The following is a 24,178-nucleotide window of genomic DNA, read 5'->3' as shown; positions in this document are numbered from 1 at the left end:
CTACAAAATTAACAGCTTTTTTTAGATGATGCTTTAAAATTGAATCATTTTTAATTTCTGATTTCATAATCTACTCCTTTCTATCTAAACTAGAAGAATAAATCATTAAATCTAAAGATATTATACTACATAATTTATTCCTCTACTATCTATATACAACCGCACTTAGTGTTTTTTCTTTTTTTATTTTAATTTTTTTGAATTATTCCTTTTGCTAATCAATTAAAATAATTTTGATTATTAATTATATTTATATAAAAAAGCAAGCACCTTTTAGATACTTGCTTAATCAAATATTCTTTTATTTAAATAATGCACTACCAATTCTAACTAATGTTGCACCATACTTTAAGGCTTCATGATAATCATTAGACATTCCCATTGATAACTCAGTTAATGGAAATTCAGGATATTTTAGTTTTAAATGATCAAACAACTCTTTAGTTTGTTTAAAATAAACAGTTGTTTGTTTTTCATCAATATTAGGTGCCATCATCATTAATCCTTTGACAATCAAATGAGGACATTTTTTCAAATACTCAAATACTGTTTCGATTTCTTCTATTTCAAAACCATGTTTACTTTCTTCTTTAGCAATATTTACTTGAATCAAGATGGGCATTTTTAAATCATGTTTACTAGCTTGTTTTTCAACTTCATCAATTAATGAATAGCTAGCAATGGAATGAATTAGGCTTACTTTATCAATAATATATTTAACTTTATTACGTTGTAAAGTCCCAATAAAATGGAATTCACCTTTACCATGATAATGCTCATATTTTTCTAGAAATGCCTGCACTCGATTTTCGCCAAAAATACTAACACCTAGTTCTTCTAATTTTTCAATTTCATGATAATCAACATATTTTGTTGCAGCAACTAATTTAGCTTGATTTAACTCGTTTAAAATATTTTTAACGGCAATTTCATTTACGATCATATAAATTCCTCCCAGAAGTTAACTTTTCTAATTTATCATGATAAGTATACCACTTCTAGAAACAAATTTTATTATTAATATCTAAAATATTTAATTCTTTTTATCATCTGTCCATGAAATCATTGCTAATTCATTACCTGTTATCCATTTTATGATTTGGGTACTTCTTTTTAATTCAGTTCCATAGTAGTCAAAAGTATCACTATAGTGATCATTTGAGTCATTTATCTTTTTTAACGGACAATCATTACATTGACGATGTATACCAAACAGTTCATGATAACAATAATTACCTAACTGAATATTTTTCCAATGTTTCTTTAAACTATCATTGTAATCAAGTAATTGTAATGTTTCTCGATCAACTAAATAAACACTATTTTTTTGAAAAGCAAAAATATTACCAATAAATTTTTTAGCTATTTTCTTTTCTTCTTCATAATGCCTTTTGATAACGAAAGTAGTAATAATTGAAATCACTAATAAAATATTTTCTTGATCTTCACTAGTGTAATGATAAAGATCTTGATGTTCTAAACTTAAAAGTCCAATTACTCGATCATCACTTTTAATAATACATTGAATAACTGAATTTATTTTACTTCCTTGATATATCTTTTTTAAAACATTATTTTCATCTAATTTATTAATACCATCAATCCATAAAATACCATTTTCATTAAACAACTTATAATATTCTAAGTTGTTTTTAGACATCAAAATATTAACTAAACTATTTTTTATCTCATTATCATATTTCCATGAGTTGATAACTCGATATTTATTTTTTTGTAGATCTTTGATTATTAACAGACTTTGTTTCATATCATAATGCATTCCTAGTAATTCTAATACTGCATTTATAGTTGTTTTTAAGTCTTTAGTTGCATGCAAGATTCTAAAAATATAGTTATTTATATTATTGATTGCTAAATTATTAGTTCTTTTATCAATTGTTTTTTTTCTTTCCTCTAACGAATATAGCTGATTATTGATTTTTTTGTCATATAAGTAAAAACCATTTTTGCCATTATCTTTAACCTGATATAAAGCTTGATCACTATGCAAATATAATTCTTCAAAATTATTCCCATGATCAGGATAAAGAGCAATTCCGATTGAAATAGAAATTTTTACTTTTATTTGATTATGTCCATATTCTTTTTCAATCATTTTACAAATTGCTTTTGCTTTTTCAGTAGCAATTTGAATATTAGGTATATTTTTCATAATAATCAAATATTCATCACCGCCCATACGAGCAAGCCAGTCATCACTTCTAAAAATTGATTTTAATTTTCTAGCGATTTCACACAACAAAGCATCACCATATAAATGACCAAAATTATCATTAATTAGTTTAAAGTTATCTATATCTAAAATCATGATTGCAAATTTATGTTCTGGCTGTTCTTTAATATACTGATTTATTTTTATTTCAATTGATTTACGATTATATAAACCAGTTAATGAATCTAACTCAGCTTTTTTCTTTAAATCCAAATCTTTTACTTTAGTATCATTTATATCTTTAAAATATAAACAACTATAAATATTTTCCTTGGTTGTAATTAGAAAAACAACAACTCTTACAAAATGATAATTCTTAGTTTTACGATTAAGTAATTGATACTCAAGTTTTAGATAACGTTTATTATTTCTAAAATCCTTTAATAATTTAATACTATTCAACTCATGTACTAATTTTTCTTGTTCTCCGGTAATAGCAATATTACTAAGTAAAATAATAAATTGATCATAGGTAAGGTCAGCTTTATAATCAATAAAAATATTATCACTAAATCTAGTACTAATTATTTTATTATTCAATAAGTCAGCTTCTATGTATCCTAAAGATTCTTCACTTAGTACCTCACGATATTCTCGCTCTATTTCATATTTAGTTTGTAATTGAACTAATGATCCAATATTTTCAACAATTGCAATTGATTTAACTGGTTCATTTTTTTGATTTAATATTGTTGCACAATTTAATTTTATCCACTGCTGTTTTCCATAATGATCTCGCATCTTTAATTTTATCTGATTATTTAATTTACCATTTACAATATCTTTATGTAATTCGTTAATCTTTTCTTTATCAAGTTCATCAATAATATTCATCTCTACTAAACTATCTGGAATATTATAATAAATCTTATCATTATCCAATATTTCTAACTCAGCATTATCAGGACAAAATAGTGATTTAATTGATTTTTCTTTTATATCATATTCCCATAAATAAATTCTAGCTTTATTTAATGTAGTTTTAAATAAGTCGTTGTCAATTGCTCGAGCTTTTTTTAATCTCATTAATTCACTAATATTATCAATTGCGAGAATAAAGCCAATATGATTATTTTCAAAATCATATATATTGGTAGCTACAATTCTTATAGTTGATTTTTCGTCTATTCTTTCTATCCACTCAAAAATATCTTTATTGGAATCTTTAAATTTTTCTAACTGTTCTAATACGTGAAAATTCAGATAGTGATCATTTTGTTTATTCATGAATAAAATTTGAAAATTACTATCAATTATAATTATTGTGTTGTTGATTATCTCAAAGACGCTTTTATATTCAGTTTTTAACTTACTAGCAAATTTAATAATATCGTTTACTTTCATCTTAGTTCTCTCCCTCATATCTAAGTTCAACTATATTAAATTAATTAAGTATTTATAAATCTCTGTCTTTATTAAAATAGAAAAAACTGTGTCTTTTTTACACGTCAGAATAATGATATGATACATTAAAATTAAGGAGGAATAAAAATTGAACAATAAAATAATCAAAATCTGTATTATTGGTCTAATGGCTGCTTTAGCATACGTTTCGTTTACTTTTTTACAAATCAAGATACCCACTCCTGGTGGTACAACATCATTTCACCTAGGTAATACTTTTTGCGTATTAGCCGCTTTGTTACTAGGTGGGCTTCCTGGTGGACTTGCTGGTGCTATTGGTATGGGAATCGGTGATTTGCTTGATCCTATTTATGTTACCTATGCACCCAAAACGATCATTTTAAAATTATGTATTGGGCTAGTAACTGGCTTGATTGCTCATCGTATCTTTAAAATTAGAAATCGTAAAAATGATTCAAAACTAATTATTTATGTCGTTTTAGCATGTTTAGGTGGAATGCTTTTTAATGTAATTGGTGAACCTATATTGGGATATTTTTATAATGCTTATCTATTAAAAGCCCCACAACAAGCTGCATTAACATTAGCTAGCTGGAATGCCATTACGACATCAGTTAATGCGATTCTAACAGTGATTCTTGCAAGCAGTATCTATCTGTTAATTCGACCTCGTCTTGAAAAAAGTGGTATTTTATCTAAGCTATCTCCTAAATCTTAATAATAATTTAAATCATTATCTATTGTGTTTTATAATGTGATAAATTTGTTATTTTTCTAACTTGATTATAATCATAAATTACTAAAATATTCAAGAAAATTAACAATATTTTTATAATTTTACTTTCTAAATAATTATAAAAAAATGAACTTGTGTTAAAGTTCATTTTTTATTACCATTTTATTACAAATAAATGATACATTAATCTTCAATATACCTTTAATCTTATCTATTTAAGATGATTTTAAAATCATTGACTATAATGAAATTAGTCATTATTTACATCATTAATAATCAAGGTTAAGATTTGTTTTATCGATAATTCTTTTGTAATTATTTTTTCATTAAGATTATCTAAATAATCTTTTTCTTTATACCAGCCCTTCATTTTTTCAATTCCAAATTCATTTCTTTCAATACGCTGATGATGACGAACAACTGTTTCTTCAAACGGTAAATCAAAATAGTAAGCGTAAATATTTTGCATAAATAAATCATTAATTCGATCAAATAACTTTTGATACCATTTTGCTCTTAAAATTCCTTCTAAAATAATTATTTGTTGATGTTTAGCTCCAAATTCAATAAGATCTATCAATAAATCAGTTGTTAACGTGTTTTCACCATCGCTAAGTCCTAACATTTCTCTACGAACTACATCTTGTGATATTAATAATGAATCTTTATTAAAATGATCTTTTAATAATTTTGCAATTGTAGTTTTACCACTACCTGATGGTCCTCTTAATATTATTATTTTTCTTTTCATTTTATTTTTCCTTCTTTTAGCTAATTCTTTTTAAGAAAAAACAGTACAATGAAAATGTACTGTTTTCAAGTCAATATTATTAATGAATTCTAGTTCCATTTGGTAAATCATTAACACTAATAACTTCTAATAAATCTTTATTATCACCTGCTAAGATCATTCCTTGTGATTCAACACCACGTAATTTAGCTGGTTTTAAATTAGCAACAACAATTACTTTTTTACCTACAAATTCTTCTGGTTTATAATAATCAGCAATTCCACTTACAATTTGTTTAACTTCACTACCGATATTAATTTGAGAAACCAATAATTTATCAGCCTTCGGATGCTTTTTACATTCTTCAACGGTACCTACAACTAATTCAACTTTACTAAAATCATCAATAGTAATCAACTCTTTAGTTTCCTTAGGTTGTTCAACTTTTGGTTTTTGTAAAGCTTCAACTTTCTTTTCAATTTCTTTTGGATCTAAGCGAGCAAATAACATTTCTGGTTTTTTTACTACTTTTGTTCCTGATGCGTATGTACCAAAATGATCTAATTCTAATAATTCACGTTTATCAGTATTAATTTGATCCAAGATTTTATTTGCTGTTTCTGGCATAAATGGAATTAAAGCAATTGCTGCAAAGCGAATGCTTTCAATTAAATTATAGATTACAGTTGCTAAACGATCTTTTTGTTCATCATCTTTAGCCAAAATCCAAGGTGTTGTTTCATCAATATATTTATTAGTTCTTCTAAGTAATGTAAAGATTGCATTTAAAGCATCAGCTGATTTAAATTCATCCATTTTACTAATTACATTTTTTGGCATTTGTAAAGCTGCTGCTTTTAATTCTTCATCTACTGGAGCACTAACATTAGGATTATTGATCACACCATCAAAGTATTTATTAGCCATCGCAATTGTACGGTTAACCAAATTTCCTAATACATTGGCAAGATCCGAATTGATTCGTTCAACTAATAAATCCCAAGTAATACTTCCATCGTTATCATAAGGAATTTCATTTAAAACATAATATCTAACTGCATCAACACCAAAAATATCTACTAAATCATCAGCGTAAATAACATTTCCTTTTGATTTAGACATTTTGCTTTCACCCTGTAATAACCAAGGATGCCCAAACACTTGTTTAGGTAAAGGAATGTCTAAAGCCATTAACATGATTGGCCAATAAATTGTATGGAATCTTACAATATCTTTACCAATTAGATGTAAATCAGCTGGCCAATACTTTTTATATAGCTCACCATGATTACCATCAACATCATAACCAAGACCAGTTATATAATTTGTTAGTGCATCAATCCAAACATAAACAACATGTTTAGGATCAAAATCAACTGGAATTGACCATTTAAATGAAGTTCTTGATACACATAAATCTTGTAATCCAGGTTTTAAAAAGTTATTGACCATTTCGTTTTTACGAGAAACTGGTTGAATAAATTCTGGATGTTCTTCAATATGTTTCATTAAACGATCTTGATATTTTGATAATTTAAAGAAATAAGCTTCTTCTTTAGCATCATGTACTTCTCCACCACAATCAGGACATTTACCATCAATTAATTGTGTTTCTGTAAAAAATGATTCACAAGCAGTACAATATTTTCCTTCATAATGACCTAAATAAATATCTCCCTGATCATATAATTTTTTAAACATTTTTTGAACTTGACGTTTATGATATTCATCTGTTGTTCTCATAAAACGATCATAAGTTGTATTCATTAAATCCCAAATTTTTTTAACTTCTCCAGCCTTTTCATCGACAAATTGTTTTGGTGGGATGCCAGCTTCTTTAGCTTTCAATTCAATTTTTTGTCCATGTTCATCAGTTCCGGTTTGAAAATAAACATTATATCCCTCTTGACGCTTGAATCTAGCAATAGCATCAGCCAAAATAATTTCGTATGTATTACCAATATGCGGTTTACCAGATGTATAAGTAATTGCGGTTGTTAAATAGTAATCTTTATTGTCTTTCATCGTCATTCTCCTTTCAAATAAAAAACGTCCTTAATAAAAGGACGAAATAATCGCGGTACCACCTTTTTTACACAAAATGTGTCACTCAATACTTTTAACGCAAGCTAAACGGTTATCTTTAATTATTCGAGATAACAGCTCCAGGCCCATCACTTAAAGCTTTGCTATTAGTTTCCACCAGCCACTAATTCTCTATCAGCTCCACTTTAACATTTTCCCATCTTCGCTTTTCTATTCATAACTTTAACAAACAATTCACCTAAAGTCAATTTAATTTTCATCTAATATTGTTGTTCCATAAGAATTATCAATCACACATAACCATTGATCATTAATTAATCGATAAACATAGGTTGCCCTTCTATCCATACTATATTCACTACTATCAGCATTATTAGCTTCTAATAATGTTTGTGAGATTACTAAAACGGTATCACCAGCTTTTAAAAATTCCATTTTTCCTTGAGTTGGTACAATGCTATTATCAAAATATTTGGCAATTTTAATAAAAGCTTCTTTAATTTCTTGCTTCCCTCTAGCAATCTTGCCAGGTCGAACTACTAGAATTGCATCTTCACTATAAAAATCCATCAAGTGGTCGAAATCTTCATTTTTAATGGCTATATCTGCTTGTCTAATTAATTCTTTAATTATCTCCATAAAATCACCTCTATTTATTTTACCACTAAAACGTTTCACGTGAAACATTTTAATAATATATTATTAATTTCTAATAAATCTTTTGTATTTTTAAATCAGTTTTAATCATTATCTAAGCACAATTTTTCAATCCACCTTTAATTCCAATCTTTACATTACTATTCTTTTTATAACACAACTTATGATTAACAATCCATAGCGATAGTTCTAATTTAAATTTCTACTGATACATCTACCTTTTCACCATGTTGATAATATTACTGCTATAATCAATTAAAAACTACGCAACCATTAATTGTAGGATAATAAATATCATTCAAATAATTACAAATCACCCTTATAATGGCAAGATCATATAAATATTTAATTGTTTCAAAATTTTAATTCTTGATTAATCAATTTTAATTTTACTTTCGTTATCAGTATAGTTACTTGTGATATTTTAAAAATTAATTTATTAAAACTTTTCGTACAACATTTTTTTACCTATATATATCTACTATAATATTTTCTTATTATAAAAGAATTATAGTTTATTATATTTATTCATAAAAAAACTGATAAACAATAGTTTACCAGTTTTAGGATTAATTAACGAATTACTTGTTTTAATTCTTTATATTTTTGTAATGTACTTAAAGTAACAAATTGATAACCGCGCTGTGATAATTCAGATAAGGCCATTTCTAAACCATCAACAGAGAAATTATGAATATCATGTAATAAAACTACCGCACCATCAAAAGCATTCTTTAAAATAGCATCTTTAATTTTATTTGCATCTTTCAATTTCCAATCCTCAGTATCAACTGACCATAAAGCAATTTGCATTCCATTATTGTAAATTACTGATTTAACATTATCGTTAAATGCACCATAAGGTGGTCTAATTAATTTTGGCTCTTCACCAGTAATTTTAAAGATAATATCTTGAGTGTCCGCAACTTGTTGATTTACTCCAGCACTATCTTTCTTTCTTAAATCAGGATGATCCCAAGAGTGATTAGCTATTTCAAATCCATGTTCATAGACTGTTTTTACTACATCAGGATATAATTCAATATTTTTACCTAATTGGAAGAAAGTTGCTCTACCATTATATTTCTCAAACATTTCAACAACACGTAATGTATTAGTTTTATGTGGACCGTCATCTAACGTAATTGCAATCATTTTTTTATTTGGATCAATTTCTGGTTCGGCTGCTGGTGCAGCAACATCCAAAGGTGCATTTGAAGGGATATTCTTATTTGCAAGTTTAATTGCATTTTTGTTCTCTTGATATTTTATCTCTATCTTATTTTTTAAATCATTACTTGTATAAATTAACAGTTCTCTTTTATTCACAACAATATTTTCACTATTTTCATCTACTTTATCAATTCCATTTATATTTGATAATAATGATTTAAAATTATTTCTTAATGCATCTTTAACCGTCAATATTTTTCCTTTACCGTTATCATAACAATATATTTTCTCAACTTTTTCTAATAAATTATTTTCTTCGTCAAATTTTTTAGTTGTTAATTTAAGATTAACAAATTCATCATATACTTTTTCGATTGAGTAATCCATATAAAGAATTGTCTTTTCTTTTTTATCCGTTTTCTGATTATCGACAAAATCTTTACGATACTTATCAATGATTTTATCTAATTTGTCAATTTTAGTTTTTGGATAATAAAGTGATATGAAAAAGTTATCATCATCCTTTTCATAATGCTCTACCTCGCCAAAGGTTTTATTACCCTCATCATACTTTCGATATTTGTCATATTTTCCATCTTTGTTCAAAAACCAAAATACTCCAGTAACAACAATAGCTAGTGCTAATAAAGAAATTATAATTGGTTGTTTTCTCATTTTACTTCTTCTACTTCTTCTGTATCTATATTCCATATTACCATCCTTTCCGAGCTTTATCATACTTTATTTATCTTATAAAATCAAATGCTGAAATATTACAAATATATAATTCTTAAATGTTTCACGTGAAACATTTAAGAAAGTATTTTATAGAAAAAAGCAATAATTAACCACTATGATGGTGATAAATAGCATAAACTTCATTTTTATTAATTTTTCTTAATTTAGCAACTTCTTTAATAGCATCCTTAACACTCATTCCTTTAGCTACATATTGATCAACATTTTCAATTATAACCTCCGGTGATACTACTTCTTCTTCTAGTTCCTCACTACCAGAAACAACAATAACCATTTCTCCTTTTAACTCATCACAAATATCTAATACCTCACCAATAGTCCCACGAATAATTTCTTCATAACGTTTTGTAATTTCACGACATAATGCAATTTGACGATCACCAAAAATATCCAGCATCAGTTTTAATGTCTTTTTTATCCGATGTGGAGATTCATAAAATACAATTGTTTCTTGATATTTCTTTAAACTATCAAGCTGTTTCTTTTTCTTTTTATCCTGATGATCAAGAAAGCCAAAAAATATAAATGGCTGTGGTGCTATACCAGATACAACCAGAGCATCTAAACAAGCATTAGCCCCACTTACAGGAATAACATTAATATTATGTTTAATCGCTTCTTTTACTAGTTCATAACCAGGATCAGAAATAGCTGGATATCCCGCATCACTAACTAAAGCAATATTTTTGCCTTGTTTTAATAATTCAATAATTTTAGGAATCGACTGCGTTAAGTTATGTTCATGATGAGAAATCAACTTAGTTTTAATATCATAATGATTTAATAATTTTATTGTATTACGAGTATCTTCAGCCCCAATATAATCAACTTCCTTTAAGATATTGATTGCTCGAAAAGTGATTTCTTCTAAATTTCCAATTGGTGTCGCTACAAGATATAAATTTGATTGTTTATTTTCAAAACTCTTTTGTCTTATCATATTTCCTCTCCAAACATTTTTCTTACTTCATCACTATAGCTGCCATCATCATTATGAGCATATAAAGGTGGCTCAATCTTTAACCCTTTTTTTCCTTTATACATTCCTTCAATTAATAAAACATGGCTATCACGATTCACTTTAGGATAAACAAATCTAATTCTCTTAGGTTCAATATCATATTTTTGCATTAAATTTAATATTTCAATCATCCGATCAGGACGATGTACCATTGCAAAACGACCTTTATTGTCTAAGACAAAAGCCGCTGCTTTAATTATGCCCTCTAAATCTATTTTTATTTCATGGCGAGCAATAGTCAAATATTCATTTTCATTTAAATTGCTTTCTTCATCAACTCGAAAAAAAGGTGGATTACAAACAACTAATCCTACTTTAGGCGCTTTTTTTACATAACAGGCTATATCATCATGAACTATATTTATTTGTTCTTCTAAGTTATTTAAAGAGACATTTTTTCTTGCTAGTTCAACTGCTTCCTCCTGGATTTCAACTCCAGTAATCATTCGATTAGTCCGTCTTGACAATAATAAAGGAATAGCAGCATTATTAGTCCCAAAATCAATAATATGTTTGACATCTTTATTAATAGTGCAAAAATTAGCTAATAAAACAGTATCCAAAGAAAAGTTAAACATATCTTTTCTTTGGATAATTTTCATATTCTTATAAGCTAATAAATAATTAATAACTTCTTTAGACATTACTAGCTACCTTTTTGTTTAAATTTAATTTCATCAAGTTTTACAAAAATAACTGCACCATTATTATCAATTTTGACTAAATCATTAATTATATTCAAACCAAGCACTTTTACTTCCCTATCTTCATATCGAACACGACTGCCAATTCTTGGAAAACGCTGTTTTTCTAAAGAATAAACATCATCTTCATATTTTAAACAACACATTAACCGACCACATGCTCCAGAAATTTTATCAATATTAATAGCAAGCATTTGATTTTTTGCCATATTAATCGATACCCCATTAAATTCTCCTAATAAAGAAGCACAGCAAAGTGGTAATCCACAAGTTCCAATTCCTCCAATAATTTTAGCTTTATCGCGAGGTCCGATTTGTCTTAATTCAATTCGACAACGAAAAACAGTAGCTAATTCTTTTAACAACTCTCTAAAATCAACTCTAATGTCTGAAGTATACATAAAAATTACTTTGGCTTTATCTAAAGTAAATTCACAATTAGTTAATTGCATATCCATATCATATCGAGCTACAATGTCACGACATATTACTAGAGCTTCTTTAGCATCTTCTAAATTTTTGTGATATGCTTCAACATCCTTTTTGGTTGCGCGACGGCTAATTTGTTTTAATTCTGTATCTAAATTAAATTCCTCTATTGATTTTAATTCTTGAGATATTTCCCCTAATTCAACACCACGAGCAGTTTCAACTACAACATACTCACCTTTTTCTAATTCTATATCAGTAGAAAAATAATAAACTTTTCCTGCACTTTTAAATTTGACACTTGCCAGTTTAAGATTTTCCATATACTCTCCTTTCTATAAACGATACATCATGCTATCCATTAATAGTAATAGATTTGCATTACTTTCAATTGTGTAAAGTGTTTCTAACACAATTTCTATTTGTTTGATCAATTTATCTTCATCAATATTAAATTGATTAAAAAAATCATAATGATTGAGATATACAAGTTCTTGATTATGTTTCACGTGAAACATATCTTTCATTGCTAATAATAACATATTTAAAAATAACTTTATATCATCTCGCTCTTTATATTTTCTTAACAAATTAGTTTGAACATTTATTATTAGATTCATTCGTTTAGTATACAAATCTTCAATAAAATTCATTACCTCCACAAGCATATATTCAAATCGATCATCAAAAATATCTTTAGCAATTTGAATACTTGGTGACAAATATGCTAATACTTTAGCTGACTCTTTATCAATGCCATCATTAACTAATGATTGCCAAATTATTTCTTTACTATCAGGAACAATATCAATAATTTGACATCTTGATAAAATCGTTGGTAAAACCCGATTAACATTATTAGTAGTAAAAATAGCATAGATACCAGGTGTTGGTTCTTCTAGCATCTTTAATAATGTATTCATTGCTTCTTTAGTTGATATTTCAATATTTTCGATTATATATATTTTAGCTTTTCCTTCGAGTGATGATTTTTTAAAAGTATCTTGGATATATTCAATATCACCTTTTTTTATTGATGCAATTTTACCATCTAATCTAATTATATCTCCATATTTATTTTCTTTAACTTTGCGACAATCATTACACTTTTCACAAGCAAGAACTTCATCGCAAATAAGTGACATAGCTAAATAATCTAATGGCTTTTTAGTATTATCTCCCACTAATAAATATGCATGCGGAATTTTTTTAGCGCTGAATTCATTTTTAATTAGATTATAAAATTTAGGCTGATTTTTCTTTAAGTATTCTTTCATATTTTACTTTCAATTATATTCATTACTTGTTCAACAACTTCATCAATAGATCTATTAGCATCAATTTTAGTGATTCGATTAGCAAACTTATTACAAATTGTCATATAACCTTCATATACTTTTTTATGAAAATCATTTGATTCTAAATCAAGACGATCACCAACACGATCACTTTGACTAATTCTTGCTAAACCAACTTCATAAGGTAAATCAAAGAAAATAGTTGCATCTGGTTTAATATTTCCAATTGCAAATAAATTTAATTGATATACTTCATCGATACCTATATTTCTAGCTACGCCTTGATATGCAAGTGAACTATCAACAAAACGATCACAAATTACGATATAACCTTGAGCTAAAGCTGGTTCCACTTTTTCAACTAAATGCTGGCGTCTTGCTGCTGCGTATAATAATGCTTCTGTTCTAACATCCATCATAACATTTTTTTTATCTAAAATGATATTTCGAATTTGTTCAGAAATATCAATCCCACCAGGTTCTCTTGTAAGTAAAACCGGATAACCCTGCTCTTGTAGCTTTTTGTATACTATTTTAGACACAGTTGTTTTTCCACTACCATCTGGTCCCTCAAATGTAATAAACTTACCTCTCATATTTTCTTCCTTCCAATTTATATCAAACTTTCGTTCTATATTATAACATATAGCTTGACAAATATCATTTTAATTAACTCATTAAAAACTTTGATTCCAACATAAAAAGTAACCTATGAAACAATCATAGATTACTTTTTTCTTTCTTGATATTTTTTACAAGCTTCAATAAAACTAATAAAAATAGCTTGCATATTTTGATCTTCTAAATATAAAACTTCAGGATGGAAACGCACCCCAAGATAAAACATTTTATTTTTAGCTTCAATTACATCCGGATATCCATCTTCGCAATAAGCAGCAACTTTTAATTCTTGAAAATCTGTAATATTTCGATGATGCCAGGAATTAACAGCCATTTTTTCAGTTTTAACTATTTGATAAAATTTTGAATTAGAATCAATATTAATATCATGAGCATATTTTTTACTATTATTATGCTTTTTTAAATCGGCAACTGGTTTAGTTGTACCTCCAAATGCGCGTGACATACAATTTTGTCCAGCACAAATACCTAATAATGGAATATCATGATCATAACAATATCTAGCAATCAATGGCTCATATTGATCGCTGCGAAAGCCCCCTTGTAATAATATACCATCGCACAAATCAATTTGTGCATATAATTTATTACGATTTTCTTTTGATAAATAATATTCATCCCAGTTATCAATGCAATAATAAACTTCCTGGTCAACAGGTAAAATTCCAATAGCAATACCACCATTGTCAAAAATTGCTTGTTTATATTCATCTTTGATATAGATATAAGCTTTTTGTTTTTCTTTTAATTCAGGATGCTTAGTTACAATTCCAATAATTGGTCTACTCATATAATCACTCCTACTAAATTACTATATTAATAATATCAAAAACACTTTTAATTGCCAATTTAATATATTTATATTATTGATAAAAGATAAATAATAATTAATCCAGGAAATGATAAAATTGATAAAATAAGAAGATTAAAAAGATTATAACTGAAATAATCATTAGTAAAAAAATTAGCAATATATAAAGTTAGTATTGCTCTTAATATTGCAATGATTATTTTTTTCATAAAAAAACACCTCATAAAATTATATGAGATGCTTATATTTTTTTGCGTCCTTCCAATGATTTTAATAATGTTAATTCATCAGCATAATCAATATTGCTGCCAATTGGTAAGCCGTTGGCAATTCTACTAGTATTAACATTTTTCTTTGATAATAACTTAGCAAGATACAGTGCTGTGGTTTCTCCATCTCGAGTTGGATTAGTAGCGATAATTACTTCTTTAACATTATCATCCAAACGTTCAAATAAAGAAGCTATATTTAAATCGTCGATTGTTTTGCCGTCCATGATTGATACAGCGCCATGTAAAACATGATATAAACCCCGATATTCTTTAACTTTTTCCATGGCAAAAACATCTTTAGAATCTTCAACTACGCAAATAGTTGATTGATCACGATCAGGATCCATGCAAATATCACAATACTCTCCTTCACAAATATGACCGCATTTTTTACAATAATGAATTTTATCATGGATTTCTTCTAATGCTTTTGCAAATTCATCAACATATTTTTTATCCATTGTTAAAACATGATAAACTAAACGTTCAGCACTTTTACCACCAATTCCTGGTAATCTTTTAAAACAATCAACTAAGTCTTGAAAAGCTTGTGGATAATTCATATCTTTCTCCTATTCTTCAAATTCAACTAAATCACCAAACAGCTTAACAGCTAAAGACTGAGCATCATTTAATTTTGTTTCATCTTCTCTTTCACCAATATGATTTAAAACAATTGGTTTAGCTGTCGGTAAACGATTAGATTTCATCATTTCAATATATGTATTTCTAAGTTCTGGCCATTTTTCACTCTTAATGGCAATAAAATCGTAGTTTTCTCCTAAAATCTCACTTAAAAAGTTTTTTAACTGATAGTAGTTTTTGGTTTCATTGACTTCATTTACATTAGGCTGATGATCAAAAGTAATAATAATTCCACCTTTACAAGCAGCAACAGGTGTTCCATCACATAACATTGAAGCAAATTTAGCAGTATTTAAATTAAAACGATAACGAGCAATAACTGACCATTTTTCTTTGATTTCATTTAAAATTGGTCTTTTAGCCTGAACTAAAATATTTAAAATATCTTCAAAAGCAACTTCGACATTAACATTTTCATTTTTACTTACAACCTCTTTTTCATCTAGAATAACTTGAGGTGTGCCTGGTTCTTTAATTACATTTATACTTTCTTTCACCGGTTCAATGGAATCAGGAGTAATTACTGGTAATTCTTCGTAATTAAAATCACTTGGTGGATATTCATCATAATTATCATCGTCTGCTTCATTTGACTCAATAACAGATGATATATCTGGTTTATTTTCAACTTCTACTGCAACTTTTTTTACTGGTTCTACTTTTACCTTAGTAACAGTTTCAACTTCTTTTCGATTTTCATCTTTTATCTTGTTACAAACTTTAAGCATCGCCAGTTCAAAATAAGTATTAGCATTAACTGACTGACTATAATGTGAGCTAGCTTCTAATAAGATATCAATAATCTCAAATGCTTCATCTACTAAAATATAGGGTGCTAAATTATCAACATCTTGTTTAGTTAGTACAAATAAAATCGTAGAGTCTTGAGTATTTTTATAAATAATTACATCTTTTAATACATCAATTAAATCAAAAGTTAAACGTTTAATATCAATACTGCCACTTAACATATTTTCTAAAGAATCTAAAACCCCTTTAATATCTTTAGATAAAAGCTGTTTGATAAAGTTTATTTTGTTATCTATTGATAACAAACCATAAACTTCATTAACACTAGTAACTGTTAATTCATTATTAAAAGCTAAACATTGTTCCAAAATGCTTAAAGCATCTCTCATTCCCCCATCAGCTAGTTTAGCAATCATTTCCAAAGCTAAAGGCTCATAGTGTTTATCTTCGGATTTTAAGACATATTCTAATCTAGAAACAATATCATGGTTATCAACCTTTTTAAAATCAAAACGCTGACAACGGGAAATGATCGTTGGTAATATTTTATGAGGTTCCGTAGTCGCTAAAATGAAAACGATATGAGCTGGTGGTTCTTCTAAAGTTTTTAATAACGCATTAAAAGCACCTGGTGACATCATATGAACTTCATCAATAATATAAACTTTATATTTACCATTGATTGGTGCATATTTTACTTTATCAATTAAATCACGAACTTCATCAACACCATTATTACTAGCAGCATCGATTTCAATAACATCAGGATGAACTCCAGCAGTAATTGCTTTACAATTAGGGCAATTATCACATGGTGGATTTTCACCAGTACAGTTTAAGGCTTTGGCTAATAATTTAGCTACTGTAGTTTTTCCCGTTCCTCTGGGACCAGCAAATAAATAAGCATGAGCAATACGGTTTTCCTTAATTGCATTTTTTAAAGTTGTTATAATATGTTCCTGTCCAGCTACTTCATTAAAAGTTTGGGGACGATAGGCACGATATAAAGCTTTATATGACATCTTTATCACTCCTCATTCTTACTTATTATACTATAATCTCTACAAAAAAAGGATAAAATCTTTAACATTTATCCTGCTTTCTTTTCTTTTTAAAATAATCCTTAATAACAGTAGAACATTCTTGTTGTAATATTCCTGGGATTATTTCTGGTTTATGATTAACGGGCTTACCAGTATCATAAATGGTTGTCAAAGCTAACCATCTTGATTCATAAGCTCCAAAAACAACTTTCTTAATACGACTATTAATAATCGCACCCGAACACATTAAACATGGTTCTAAAGTAACATATAATACACATTCATCAAGATACCAGGAATCTAGTTTTTTACAAGCTGTTTCGATTGCTAGAATTTCTGCATGAGCAGTAGCTAATTTACTAGTTTGTCTTAAATTATGCGCTCTAGCAATGATCTTATCATCTTTAACAATTATAGCACCAACCGGTACTTCATCTTTTTCTAAACATTTTAAAGCTTCTTGATAAGCTATTTCCATGTACTTTATATCTTGATCCATATATTCTCCTTTTACTAAAAAACCACTACACATAGACGGTGATTCTTAATGCTGCTACCTTCCGGTCCTGACATGGTTCGAAGCCGCCTATTGTAATGGCAAGTAAGATTATAACTTATCTTAAAACTAATTGCAATCTTTTATTAAAATTTTATTTATTATTAGCTAAATCTTCCCCATTAGTAGCAATTACTTTGGCATACCAATAAAACGATTTTTTCTTTCTTCTTGAAAAATTATCAGTACCATCATCATATCTTTCTACATAAACAAAACCATATCTTTTTTTCATTTCCCCAGTTCCGGCACTGACAATATCAATGCAGCCCCATGGTGTATATCCCATCAAGTCTACACCATCTAATTCAACGGCATCTTTCATCGCCTGGATATGATTTTTTAGATATTCAATACGGTAATCATCATTGATGGTTCCATCTTCGTTGATTGTATCTGGAGCTCCTAGTCCATTTTCAACAATAAACATAGGTTTATGATAACGGTCATAGATTTCATTTAAAGCAATTCTAAGTCCTAAGGGATCAATTGTCCAACCCCACTTTGAAGTATCTAAATAAGGATTTTTATAAGCAATAAACTGATTTCCTTCCGTCTTCTTGGCATTAGGATCAGTAGTTGAAACAGTTGACATATAATAGCTAAAACCAATAAAATCAACAGTCCCTTTTTTTATGATTTCTAAATCATCTTTTTCCATCTTAATTTCGATTTGATTCCGTTCAAATTCTTTTAACTGGTATTCTGGATAATAGCCTTTTACTTGAACATCCATATAAAAGTGCTTTTGACGATTAAATTTAATTGCTTCCATCACATCTTCACTTTTACATGTCATTGGATAGCTAGGCGTATATGAAACCATCATCCCAATTTGATTATCAGGATTAATTTGATGTCCTAATAAAACGGCTTTAGCACTGGCAACAAAAATATGATGATGAGCTTGAAATAGATTTTTAGGTTCATTATTATGAATCCCAATTTGACACCAGCTAGATAAAACATTGATTTCATTAAAAGTCATCCAATATTTAACCTTATCTTTATAACGATTGAACACTGTTTTTACATAAAACAAAAAATAATCAATTACTTTACGATCTAACCAGCCATCAAAATGATCAGCTAAATACATTGGCATATCAAAATGATTAAGAGTAACTACTGGTTCAATATTATATTTTAATAACTCATCAAAAATATCATCATAAAACTGTAATCCCTCTTCATTGATTTCATCTATACCCTGAGGACAGATTCTTGACCAGCTAATTGACATTCTAAAACATTTAAAACCCATTTCAGCCATTAAAGCAATGTCCTCTTTATAATGATGATAAAAATCTGTTGCCTGATGACTTGGATAATAAACTCCTTCTTTAATATAACCAAAAGTATTTTCTAGTACTGGTCCCGTCATCGTACTATCAACCGGCACTTCACCTACTTCACCACTTTTAGTTTGATACGTTACTTTTCTAGGAATTTGATAACCACCACCAGTTACAGCATCAAAAGTACTTAATCCACGACCACCTAAATTATAACCACCTTCATGCTGGTTAGCAGCTGTAGCGCCACCCCATAAAAAATCATCTCTAAAACTCATTACTATACCTCCTTTGATAATAAAATTATATATACTTTATTTAGAAATTACCAATACTTATTTTTAATTACTAGTTATTCTATTTATCTATTTCTATTTTATAAATAAAAACGAGCAAAGTTTGCTCGTAGTTAATACTATAAATATAAATTCATTAATCTGGCATCAACATATTGATCGTCTATCTTGAAATAGTTTGGATAAATACCAATTGTTTCAAAACCAAATTTTTCATATAATGCAATCGCATTTTTATTAGTCGTTAAAACTTCTAATTCAATAATTTCAATTTCATTTTCAAGCGCATAGCCTATCGCTGCCGCTAGAAGATTACTGCCAATTCCTTGACCCCAATATTCTTTTAAAACTGAAATTCCTAAATTACTCCGATGTTTAACTTTACTTCTTGTATTACCAGTTAAATTAACATTACCAATGATTTTATCATTATCTTTAGCTAAGATCATAACTGAATTTTTACTTTGATGAATTTCATCAATAAATGTCATTTCTTCTAACTCATTAACTTTTAATTCATTAGAGCTAAAAGTTAAATTATTAGTTTCACTGCCAATTTTTTTTAAATATTCAATATATGCCTTAGCATCCTCTTTAGTTGCTTCGTAATATTCTATTTCCATTATCTTCACCTTTTTATCTTCAATCTAGTTACAACTTGCATTGCTAGATAAGCTAATAATGCAAATGCTAAGATAATTATAATATTAATGATAATTGGAAGCAATGATTCTAAGTTATAACGTGTTAGTTTTACAATTTCGTTATTATTTTTAATAAACCAGTATGATGGTAAAAATTTAGCTATTGATAAAACAAATGGACTTAACATACTTTGGGGTACAAAAGCTCCACAAAGAAAACTTGAGCCTAAACCAAAGACATTCCCTATTCCACTTAAAATTTCTCGATTACTAGTAAATTTAGCAACCATAAAACTAAATACTTGAATAAAAACTACTAAAGCTAATGAATTGATAATTAATAATATTCCATTTTTAGAAATCATTGCTTCAGGATATAAAATAAAACTAAAACCAATATATAGAAACCAAATCAGGATTCCAACTGTATAATTGCCAAGTAATAACTGGCGATTCATTTTTTGGTAACTAACTGGTGAAATTAAATTTCTTTGTTTAATTTTTTCTTCATTAAAAGAAACCATGATCATTGTTATAATTACAAGAGTTAATGTAATCATCATATAATTAGTAAAGTTATAATAGTTAGTTACTTTACTATAATCAATATCATTTTGTTGATTAGCTAAAGAAACTGAAACTTTTTGATTTAGATCAGTTTCAATTAATTCCAGCATTTTTGTTTCACTAACATTACTATTTAAATAAATTCTGGCTAAATTTAAATAATCATTTAATAAATTTTTAGTATATATACTGTTATAAGCATTAGGTGATTCTAAAATTTCAATTTCAACATCTTTTCCGGCCAAAAAATCATCATGATAGTTTTCAGGAATAATGGCAATTAAATCAACATTGCGATAAAATAAAGCATCACGCATTGCTTCATCATCATCTTTTAAAGTAACTAAATTACCATGTTTACTCATGTATGATTGTAAACCATCGATTAAACTGCTATTTTTATCATGATTGATAAAAGCAATATTAATATTAGCTGACTCATAATTAGTTGATGATGAATTAAAAGTACCAATAAAAATATTTAAAGCTAGAAAAATTAAGGTATAGATAGCAATAGCTGGTCCGTAGGTTAAAGCAATTTTTAAATATTTTTTATAAACTATCATATTGTTTCCTCCGACCGACAATAATTGAACTGATGATTAATAATAAACTAATTACAATTAAACAAATTAAATTAGTGATATAACGATTTAAATTATCATAATAATATAAAGCGTACAAACTATCAGTAATTAAATTAACAGGATTTAAATAAGCAAAAATTGGAAAATTATTTTGGATCCAATATTTAATATCTAATACCATCATGCCTGAAAAGAATGATAAAACTAAGGAAAAACTAGTTAAAAAAGTTATTTTTAAATCACTATTTTTAAATTTTAAAAGATTACCAGTAAAACTTCCTAGTCCAACTCCAGTAAAGCAGCCAATGGCAATAAGTAAAATAATATAAATTAACTGATTACCAAAATCTATATGCAAGCCAAATACCAAATAAAGCATCAAAATCATCATATTAATAAATTGAATGATAAAAGCTGATAAAATACTTGATAATACGGTAATCATCTTAGCTATTGGGGCTACCGTAACTCGTGTTCCTTTTCGCGATAAATTAGCTTCAATATGATTAGTCGTTCTTAAACCACAAAAACTAGCATTTAAACAGTTCATCCCAATTAAAGAATAAAAATAGATTACCGTTAAATCAGTGTTATCTCCTAATTCTCTGTTAATTAAATTATTTTGATTTAATGTAGCTAAAATATTATTAGCTAGAACTTCAGGATTTAGCTTAGCTAAATTATTAACAGTGCTTTGAACTGTTAAATATTCATTAACAATACTTTCTAAGATTGTTTCACTGATTCCATTACTATTTACAACTAATTCTATATCATTATCAACTAAATAATAACCACTAATTTTTTCATCTTCTAATAATGCCTTCGCTTTATCTAAATCAGTAATTTGTAGATTAATTAAATCATTGTCTAATTGTTTTAAAGTATCGATAAAATAACTATTATCTGCTCGTTTTACTACAGCGACATCAACTGCTTCGAATTTTTCATCACTAGTTAGTCTTGCAAAAGCAAGATTAAAGAATGTCGCTAAAATTAAAGGAAATACCAGTGTCCAAAAGATAACCTCGCGATCACGCAATAATATTTTTAATTGATATTTAAAGAAATTAATAAACATTAATCACGCAACTCTTTTCCCGTTAGTTGTAAAAAGACATCATTTAGAGTTGGACGTTCACTAAACAAGCTTATATAACTAATCTGATTTATTTTTAAAAAGTCAATTAACTTAGCTAGATTATCTTCTTTACTACAATAAGCAATATGAATTGTTTTATCATTATTAGTAATATCAATTATATTTTGATTTTCTTTTAATAAATCAATAAAACTTAAATCATTATCTTTTAATTCAAAAGTTATTTTTTCACCTAAACTAATCATATTTTTAAGTTCATCAACACTGCCACTGGCAATAATTTTTCCTTTATCAATAATTACAATTCGATTACATAACTGTTCAACTTCTTCCATGTAATGAGTGGTATAGACAATTGTAGCCCCCTGTTCATTTAATTTCTTGATTCCCTCTAAGATATTATTACGGCTTTGAGGATCAACAGCTACCGTTGGTTCATCTAAAAAAATCAGTTCTGGTTTATGAGCAATCCCACAAGCAATATTTAATCTTCTTAGTAACCCGCCACTTAATTGTTTTGGTTTAAATTTTGTAAATTCATTTAAACTAACTAAATCAATGGCTTCTTGAACATACTGTTTTCTAGTTTTTTTATCTTTAATATATAAACCACAAAAATAATCAATATTTTCCCAAACACTTAATTCTTCAAAAACTGCAATATCCTGGAAAACAACTCCAATTTTTCGTTTAATTTGATAAGCTGAAGGGCTCATCTGCTGATCAAATATTTTAATTGATCCTTGCTGATACTTCAATAATCCTAAAATCGTATTAATACAAGTTGACTTTCCACTACCATTTGGTCCTAATAATCCTAAGATTTCTCCTTGATAAACATCAAGACTAAAATTATCTAAGGCTATTAAGTCACCATAATTTTTGGTTAGATTTTTTATCTCAATAATCTTATACATCTTTCTTCCTCCTAAATTCATTTTAGTTTAAAATTATTCGTTGCTACTACCATTTTCAGTTTACTTTCTATCAACTATTGGTTGCTTTTGCGGTTGCTTTTTATTTTTTCATTTATTTTTCTAGCATCATCAGTATTTTTAAAAAAGACTATCGCCATAACAAACAAATAAGAGGCAATAGCTAAGCTTGCTATTGCAATTAACCGGTTTAACTCAAAGATTAATACACCTTCATATACAAAATTAACACCAATGATAATTATTATAATTTCCAATACTGACATAACGTGAATTAACCAGTCATGATTGATTGTATGATGAGTAATATGGATCAACAAGTTAATAACAGCACAACTCAAAAAGATTAAAAAAACTAATTCATTATTAATTTGGTTATGATTATAGCTATATAATAATGTTTGGAAAATCATTACAAAAGTATAAGATATACAAGTTGTTTTTAAATATAAATTAATCATTTGCTTCATTTCAATCACCTACATTCCAAATCTATGTTTAAAGTTACTTACATAATGACGTGTGATAATAACACGTTCGTTATTAATTAAAAGTGCTTCATAACGTCCATTTAAATATGCTTTGACACTTACTAATTTATCTAAATTTAAAATTACTGATTTACTAATTCGAATAAAATTATAATTTTCTAACTTTGCTTCCAGTTCATATAAGCGTAAATTTGATTCATATACTTTTTCAAAGCCATAAATAAAAACTTTTTCTTCATTAGCTTCTAAATAAAATATATCATTAACATCAATTTGATAAACTCGTTCATTTATTTTTCCAACAATACTAATTTTATCTTCAAAATAATCAATGATTTTTTTTACTTGATCATCTACCTGCTTACATTTGATAATTATTTCTAAATCATT

22 protein-coding genes, 1 other RNA gene, 1 pseudogene and 1 other annotated feature are annotated in these 24,178 nt (G+C 27.4%); of the genes and pseudogenes, 1 reads left to right on the top strand and 23 read right to left on the bottom strand.

Features of this window, described 5'->3' with window-relative positions:
- Nucleotides 1–301: 301 nt before the first annotated feature.
- Nucleotides 302–943: a YggS family pyridoxal phosphate-dependent enzyme gene (locus J7M77_RS03720; RefSeq protein WP_296876133.1), complete on the bottom strand. Its 642-nt coding sequence runs from the start codon at nt 941–943 to the stop codon at nt 302–304.
- Nucleotides 944–1,033: 90 nt separating this feature from the next.
- The gene (locus J7M77_RS03715; RefSeq protein ID WP_296876131.1) at nt 1,034–3,577 is read right to left on the bottom strand and encodes a GGDEF domain-containing protein; all 2,544 of its coding nucleotides are present in this window, start codon (nt 3,575–3,577) and stop codon (nt 1,034–1,036) included.
- A 148-nt stretch (nt 3,578–3,725) separates the two neighbouring features.
- On the opposite strand from J7M77_RS03715, the gene J7M77_RS03710 reads away from it, so the two are divergent.
- The gene (locus J7M77_RS03710; protein WP_296876129.1) at nt 3,726–4,316 is read left to right on the top strand and encodes an ECF transporter S component; all 591 of its coding nucleotides are present in this window, start codon (nt 3,726–3,728) and stop codon (nt 4,314–4,316) included.
- A 268-nt stretch (nt 4,317–4,584) separates the two neighbouring features.
- Here J7M77_RS03710 and J7M77_RS03705 read toward each other — a convergent pair.
- From J7M77_RS03705 to J7M77_RS03605, 21 genes and pseudogenes are all read right to left on the bottom strand, one after another.
- A pseudogene (locus J7M77_RS03705) lies at nt 4,585–5,088 on the bottom strand (AAA family ATPase); the annotation flags it as partial.
- A gap of 76 nt (nt 5,089–5,164) precedes the next feature.
- Nucleotides 5,165–7,096, bottom strand: coding sequence for a methionine--tRNA ligase (metG, locus tag J7M77_RS03700; RefSeq protein WP_296876127.1), 1,932 nt, complete (start codon nt 7,094–7,096; stop codon nt 5,165–5,167).
- Nucleotides 7,097–7,124: 28 nt separating this feature from the next.
- Nucleotides 7,125–7,323: a binding site (T-box leader), on the bottom strand.
- 37 nt (nt 7,324–7,360) lie between these two features.
- Nucleotides 7,361–7,750: a DUF4440 domain-containing protein gene (locus tag J7M77_RS03695; protein WP_296876125.1), complete on the bottom strand. Its 390-nt coding sequence runs from the start codon at nt 7,748–7,750 to the stop codon at nt 7,361–7,363.
- 591 nt (nt 7,751–8,341) lie between these two features.
- Nucleotides 8,342–9,652, bottom strand: coding sequence for a polysaccharide deacetylase family protein (locus J7M77_RS03690; protein WP_296876123.1), 1,311 nt, complete (start codon nt 9,650–9,652; stop codon nt 8,342–8,344).
- A 133-nt stretch (nt 9,653–9,785) separates the two neighbouring features.
- On the bottom strand, nt 9,786–10,640 hold the full coding sequence (rsmI, locus tag J7M77_RS03685) for a 16S rRNA (cytidine(1402)-2'-O)-methyltransferase (RefSeq protein WP_296876121.1): 855 nt from the start codon (nt 10,638–10,640) through the stop codon (nt 9,786–9,788).
- The gene (locus J7M77_RS03680; RefSeq protein WP_296876119.1) at nt 10,637–11,365 is read right to left on the bottom strand and encodes a tRNA1(Val) (adenine(37)-N6)-methyltransferase; all 729 of its coding nucleotides are present in this window, start codon (nt 11,363–11,365) and stop codon (nt 10,637–10,639) included. Before J7M77_RS03680 ends, rsmI begins: the two co-directional genes overlap by 4 nt.
- A 2-nt stretch (nt 11,366–11,367) precedes the next feature.
- Entirely contained in the window at nt 11,368–12,177 is an 810-nt protein-coding gene (locus J7M77_RS03675; RefSeq protein WP_296876118.1) for a stage 0 sporulation family protein, read from the bottom strand.
- Between the two features lie 12 nt (nt 12,178–12,189).
- The gene (locus tag J7M77_RS03670) at nt 12,190–13,131 is read right to left on the bottom strand and encodes a hypothetical protein (RefSeq protein WP_296876116.1); all 942 of its coding nucleotides are present in this window, start codon (nt 13,129–13,131) and stop codon (nt 12,190–12,192) included.
- Complete coding sequence (gene tmk / locus J7M77_RS03665; RefSeq protein WP_296876114.1) at nt 13,128–13,748, bottom strand: dTMP kinase; 621 nt, start codon at nt 13,746–13,748, stop codon at nt 13,128–13,130. Before tmk ends, J7M77_RS03670 begins: the two co-directional genes overlap by 4 nt.
- A 131-nt stretch (nt 13,749–13,879) precedes the next feature.
- A complete protein-coding gene (locus J7M77_RS03660) occupies nt 13,880–14,584 on the bottom strand; it encodes a gamma-glutamyl-gamma-aminobutyrate hydrolase family protein (protein WP_296876112.1) in 705 nt (234 codons plus the stop codon).
- 262 nt (nt 14,585–14,846) lie between these two features.
- Entirely contained in the window at nt 14,847–15,440 is a 594-nt protein-coding gene (gene recR / locus J7M77_RS03655; protein WP_296876110.1) for a recombination mediator RecR, read from the bottom strand.
- Between the two features lie 9 nt (nt 15,441–15,449).
- Nucleotides 15,450–17,294: a DNA polymerase III subunit gamma/tau gene (gene dnaX / locus J7M77_RS03650; protein ID WP_296876108.1), complete on the bottom strand. Its 1,845-nt coding sequence runs from the start codon at nt 17,292–17,294 to the stop codon at nt 15,450–15,452.
- A 61-nt stretch (nt 17,295–17,355) separates the two neighbouring features.
- Nucleotides 17,356–17,814, bottom strand: a complete 459-nt coding sequence (locus J7M77_RS03645) for a nucleoside deaminase (protein WP_296876106.1) — start codon at nt 17,812–17,814, stop codon at nt 17,356–17,358.
- 16 nt (nt 17,815–17,830) lie between these two features.
- An RNA gene (ffs, locus tag J7M77_RS03640) (signal recognition particle sRNA small type) lies at nt 17,831–17,916 on the bottom strand.
- A gap of 49 nt (nt 17,917–17,965) precedes the next feature.
- A complete protein-coding gene (locus tag J7M77_RS03635; RefSeq protein ID WP_296876104.1) occupies nt 17,966–19,444 on the bottom strand; it encodes a glycoside hydrolase family 1 protein in 1,479 nt (492 codons plus the stop codon).
- 137 nt (nt 19,445–19,581) lie between these two features.
- Complete coding sequence (locus J7M77_RS03630; RefSeq protein WP_296876102.1) at nt 19,582–20,085, bottom strand: GNAT family N-acetyltransferase; 504 nt, start codon at nt 20,083–20,085, stop codon at nt 19,582–19,584.
- Nucleotides 20,086–20,090: 5 nt separating this feature from the next.
- Nucleotides 20,091–21,239, bottom strand: a complete 1,149-nt coding sequence (locus tag J7M77_RS03625; protein WP_296876100.1) for an ABC transporter permease — start codon at nt 21,237–21,239, stop codon at nt 20,091–20,093.
- The gene (locus J7M77_RS03620; RefSeq protein ID WP_296876098.1) at nt 21,226–22,341 is read right to left on the bottom strand and encodes an ABC transporter permease; all 1,116 of its coding nucleotides are present in this window, start codon (nt 22,339–22,341) and stop codon (nt 21,226–21,228) included. Before J7M77_RS03620 ends, J7M77_RS03625 begins: the two co-directional genes overlap by 14 nt.
- The gene (locus J7M77_RS03615; protein WP_296876097.1) at nt 22,341–23,279 is read right to left on the bottom strand and encodes an ABC transporter ATP-binding protein; all 939 of its coding nucleotides are present in this window, start codon (nt 23,277–23,279) and stop codon (nt 22,341–22,343) included. Before J7M77_RS03615 ends, J7M77_RS03620 begins: the two co-directional genes overlap by 1 nt.
- Before the next feature lie 74 nt (nt 23,280–23,353).
- Nucleotides 23,354–23,767, bottom strand: coding sequence for a DUF3021 domain-containing protein (locus J7M77_RS03610; protein ID WP_296876096.1), 414 nt, complete (start codon nt 23,765–23,767; stop codon nt 23,354–23,356).
- Nucleotides 23,768–23,776: 9 nt separating this feature from the next.
- Nucleotides 23,777–24,178, bottom strand: a 402-nt coding sequence (locus J7M77_RS03605) for a LytTR family DNA-binding domain-containing protein (RefSeq protein WP_296876095.1), incomplete at its 5' end; no start/stop codon positions are given.

The sequence above is a fragment of the Thomasclavelia sp. genome, from assembly GCF_017889095.1.
Taxonomy (GTDB): domain Bacteria; phylum Bacillota_I; class Bacilli_A; order Erysipelotrichales; family Coprobacillaceae; genus Thomasclavelia.
This window is presented reverse-complemented; position numbering and strand designations above follow the sequence as displayed.

What these genes read in the sequence shown, in the direction of transcription:
- J7M77_RS03720 (WP_296876133.1), bottom strand. Translation starts at nt 943, where the DNA reads ATGATCGTAAATGAAATTGCCGTTAAAAATATTTTAAACGAGTTAAAT.
- J7M77_RS03715 (WP_296876131.1), bottom strand. Translation starts at nt 3,577, where the DNA reads ATGAAAGTAAACGATATTATTAAATTTGCTAGTAAGTTAAAAACTGAA.
- metG (WP_296876127.1), bottom strand. Translation starts at nt 7,096, where the DNA reads ATGACGATGAAAGACAATAAAGATTACTATTTAACAACCGCAATTACT.
- J7M77_RS03695 (WP_296876125.1), bottom strand. Translation starts at nt 7,750, where the DNA reads ATGGAGATAATTAAAGAATTAATTAGACAAGCAGATATAGCCATTAAA.
- J7M77_RS03690 (WP_296876123.1), bottom strand. Translation starts at nt 9,652, where the DNA reads ATGGAATATAGATACAGAAGAAGTAGAAGAAGTAAAATGAGAAAACAA.
- rsmI (WP_296876121.1), bottom strand. Translation starts at nt 10,640, where the DNA reads ATGATAAGACAAAAGAGTTTTGAAAATAAACAATCAAATTTATATCTT.
- J7M77_RS03680 (WP_296876119.1), bottom strand. Translation starts at nt 11,365, where the DNA reads ATGTCTAAAGAAGTTATTAATTATTTATTAGCTTATAAGAATATGAAA.
- J7M77_RS03675 (WP_296876118.1), bottom strand. Translation starts at nt 12,177, where the DNA reads ATGGAAAATCTTAAACTGGCAAGTGTCAAATTTAAAAGTGCAGGAAAA.
- J7M77_RS03670 (WP_296876116.1), bottom strand. Translation starts at nt 13,131, where the DNA reads ATGAAAGAATACTTAAAGAAAAATCAGCCTAAATTTTATAATCTAATT.
- tmk (WP_296876114.1), bottom strand. Translation starts at nt 13,748, where the DNA reads ATGAGAGGTAAGTTTATTACATTTGAGGGACCAGATGGTAGTGGAAAA.
- J7M77_RS03660 (WP_296876112.1), bottom strand. Translation starts at nt 14,584, where the DNA reads ATGAGTAGACCAATTATTGGAATTGTAACTAAGCATCCTGAATTAAAA.
- recR (WP_296876110.1), bottom strand. Translation starts at nt 15,440, where the DNA reads ATGAATTATCCACAAGCTTTTCAAGACTTAGTTGATTGTTTTAAAAGA.
- dnaX (WP_296876108.1), bottom strand. Translation starts at nt 17,294, where the DNA reads ATGTCATATAAAGCTTTATATCGTGCCTATCGTCCCCAAACTTTTAAT.
- J7M77_RS03645 (WP_296876106.1), bottom strand. Translation starts at nt 17,814, where the DNA reads ATGGATCAAGATATAAAGTACATGGAAATAGCTTATCAAGAAGCTTTA.
- J7M77_RS03635 (WP_296876104.1), bottom strand. Translation starts at nt 19,444, where the DNA reads ATGAGTTTTAGAGATGATTTTTTATGGGGTGGCGCTACAGCTGCTAAC.
- J7M77_RS03630 (WP_296876102.1), bottom strand. Translation starts at nt 20,085, where the DNA reads ATGGAAATAGAATATTACGAAGCAACTAAAGAGGATGCTAAGGCATAT.
- J7M77_RS03625 (WP_296876100.1), bottom strand. Translation starts at nt 21,239, where the DNA reads ATGATAGTTTATAAAAAATATTTAAAAATTGCTTTAACCTACGGACCA.
- J7M77_RS03620 (WP_296876098.1), bottom strand. Translation starts at nt 22,341, where the DNA reads ATGTTTATTAATTTCTTTAAATATCAATTAAAAATATTATTGCGTGAT.
- J7M77_RS03615 (WP_296876097.1), bottom strand. Translation starts at nt 23,279, where the DNA reads ATGTATAAGATTATTGAGATAAAAAATCTAACCAAAAATTATGGTGAC.
- J7M77_RS03610 (WP_296876096.1), bottom strand. Translation starts at nt 23,767, where the DNA reads ATGAAGCAAATGATTAATTTATATTTAAAAACAACTTGTATATCTTAT.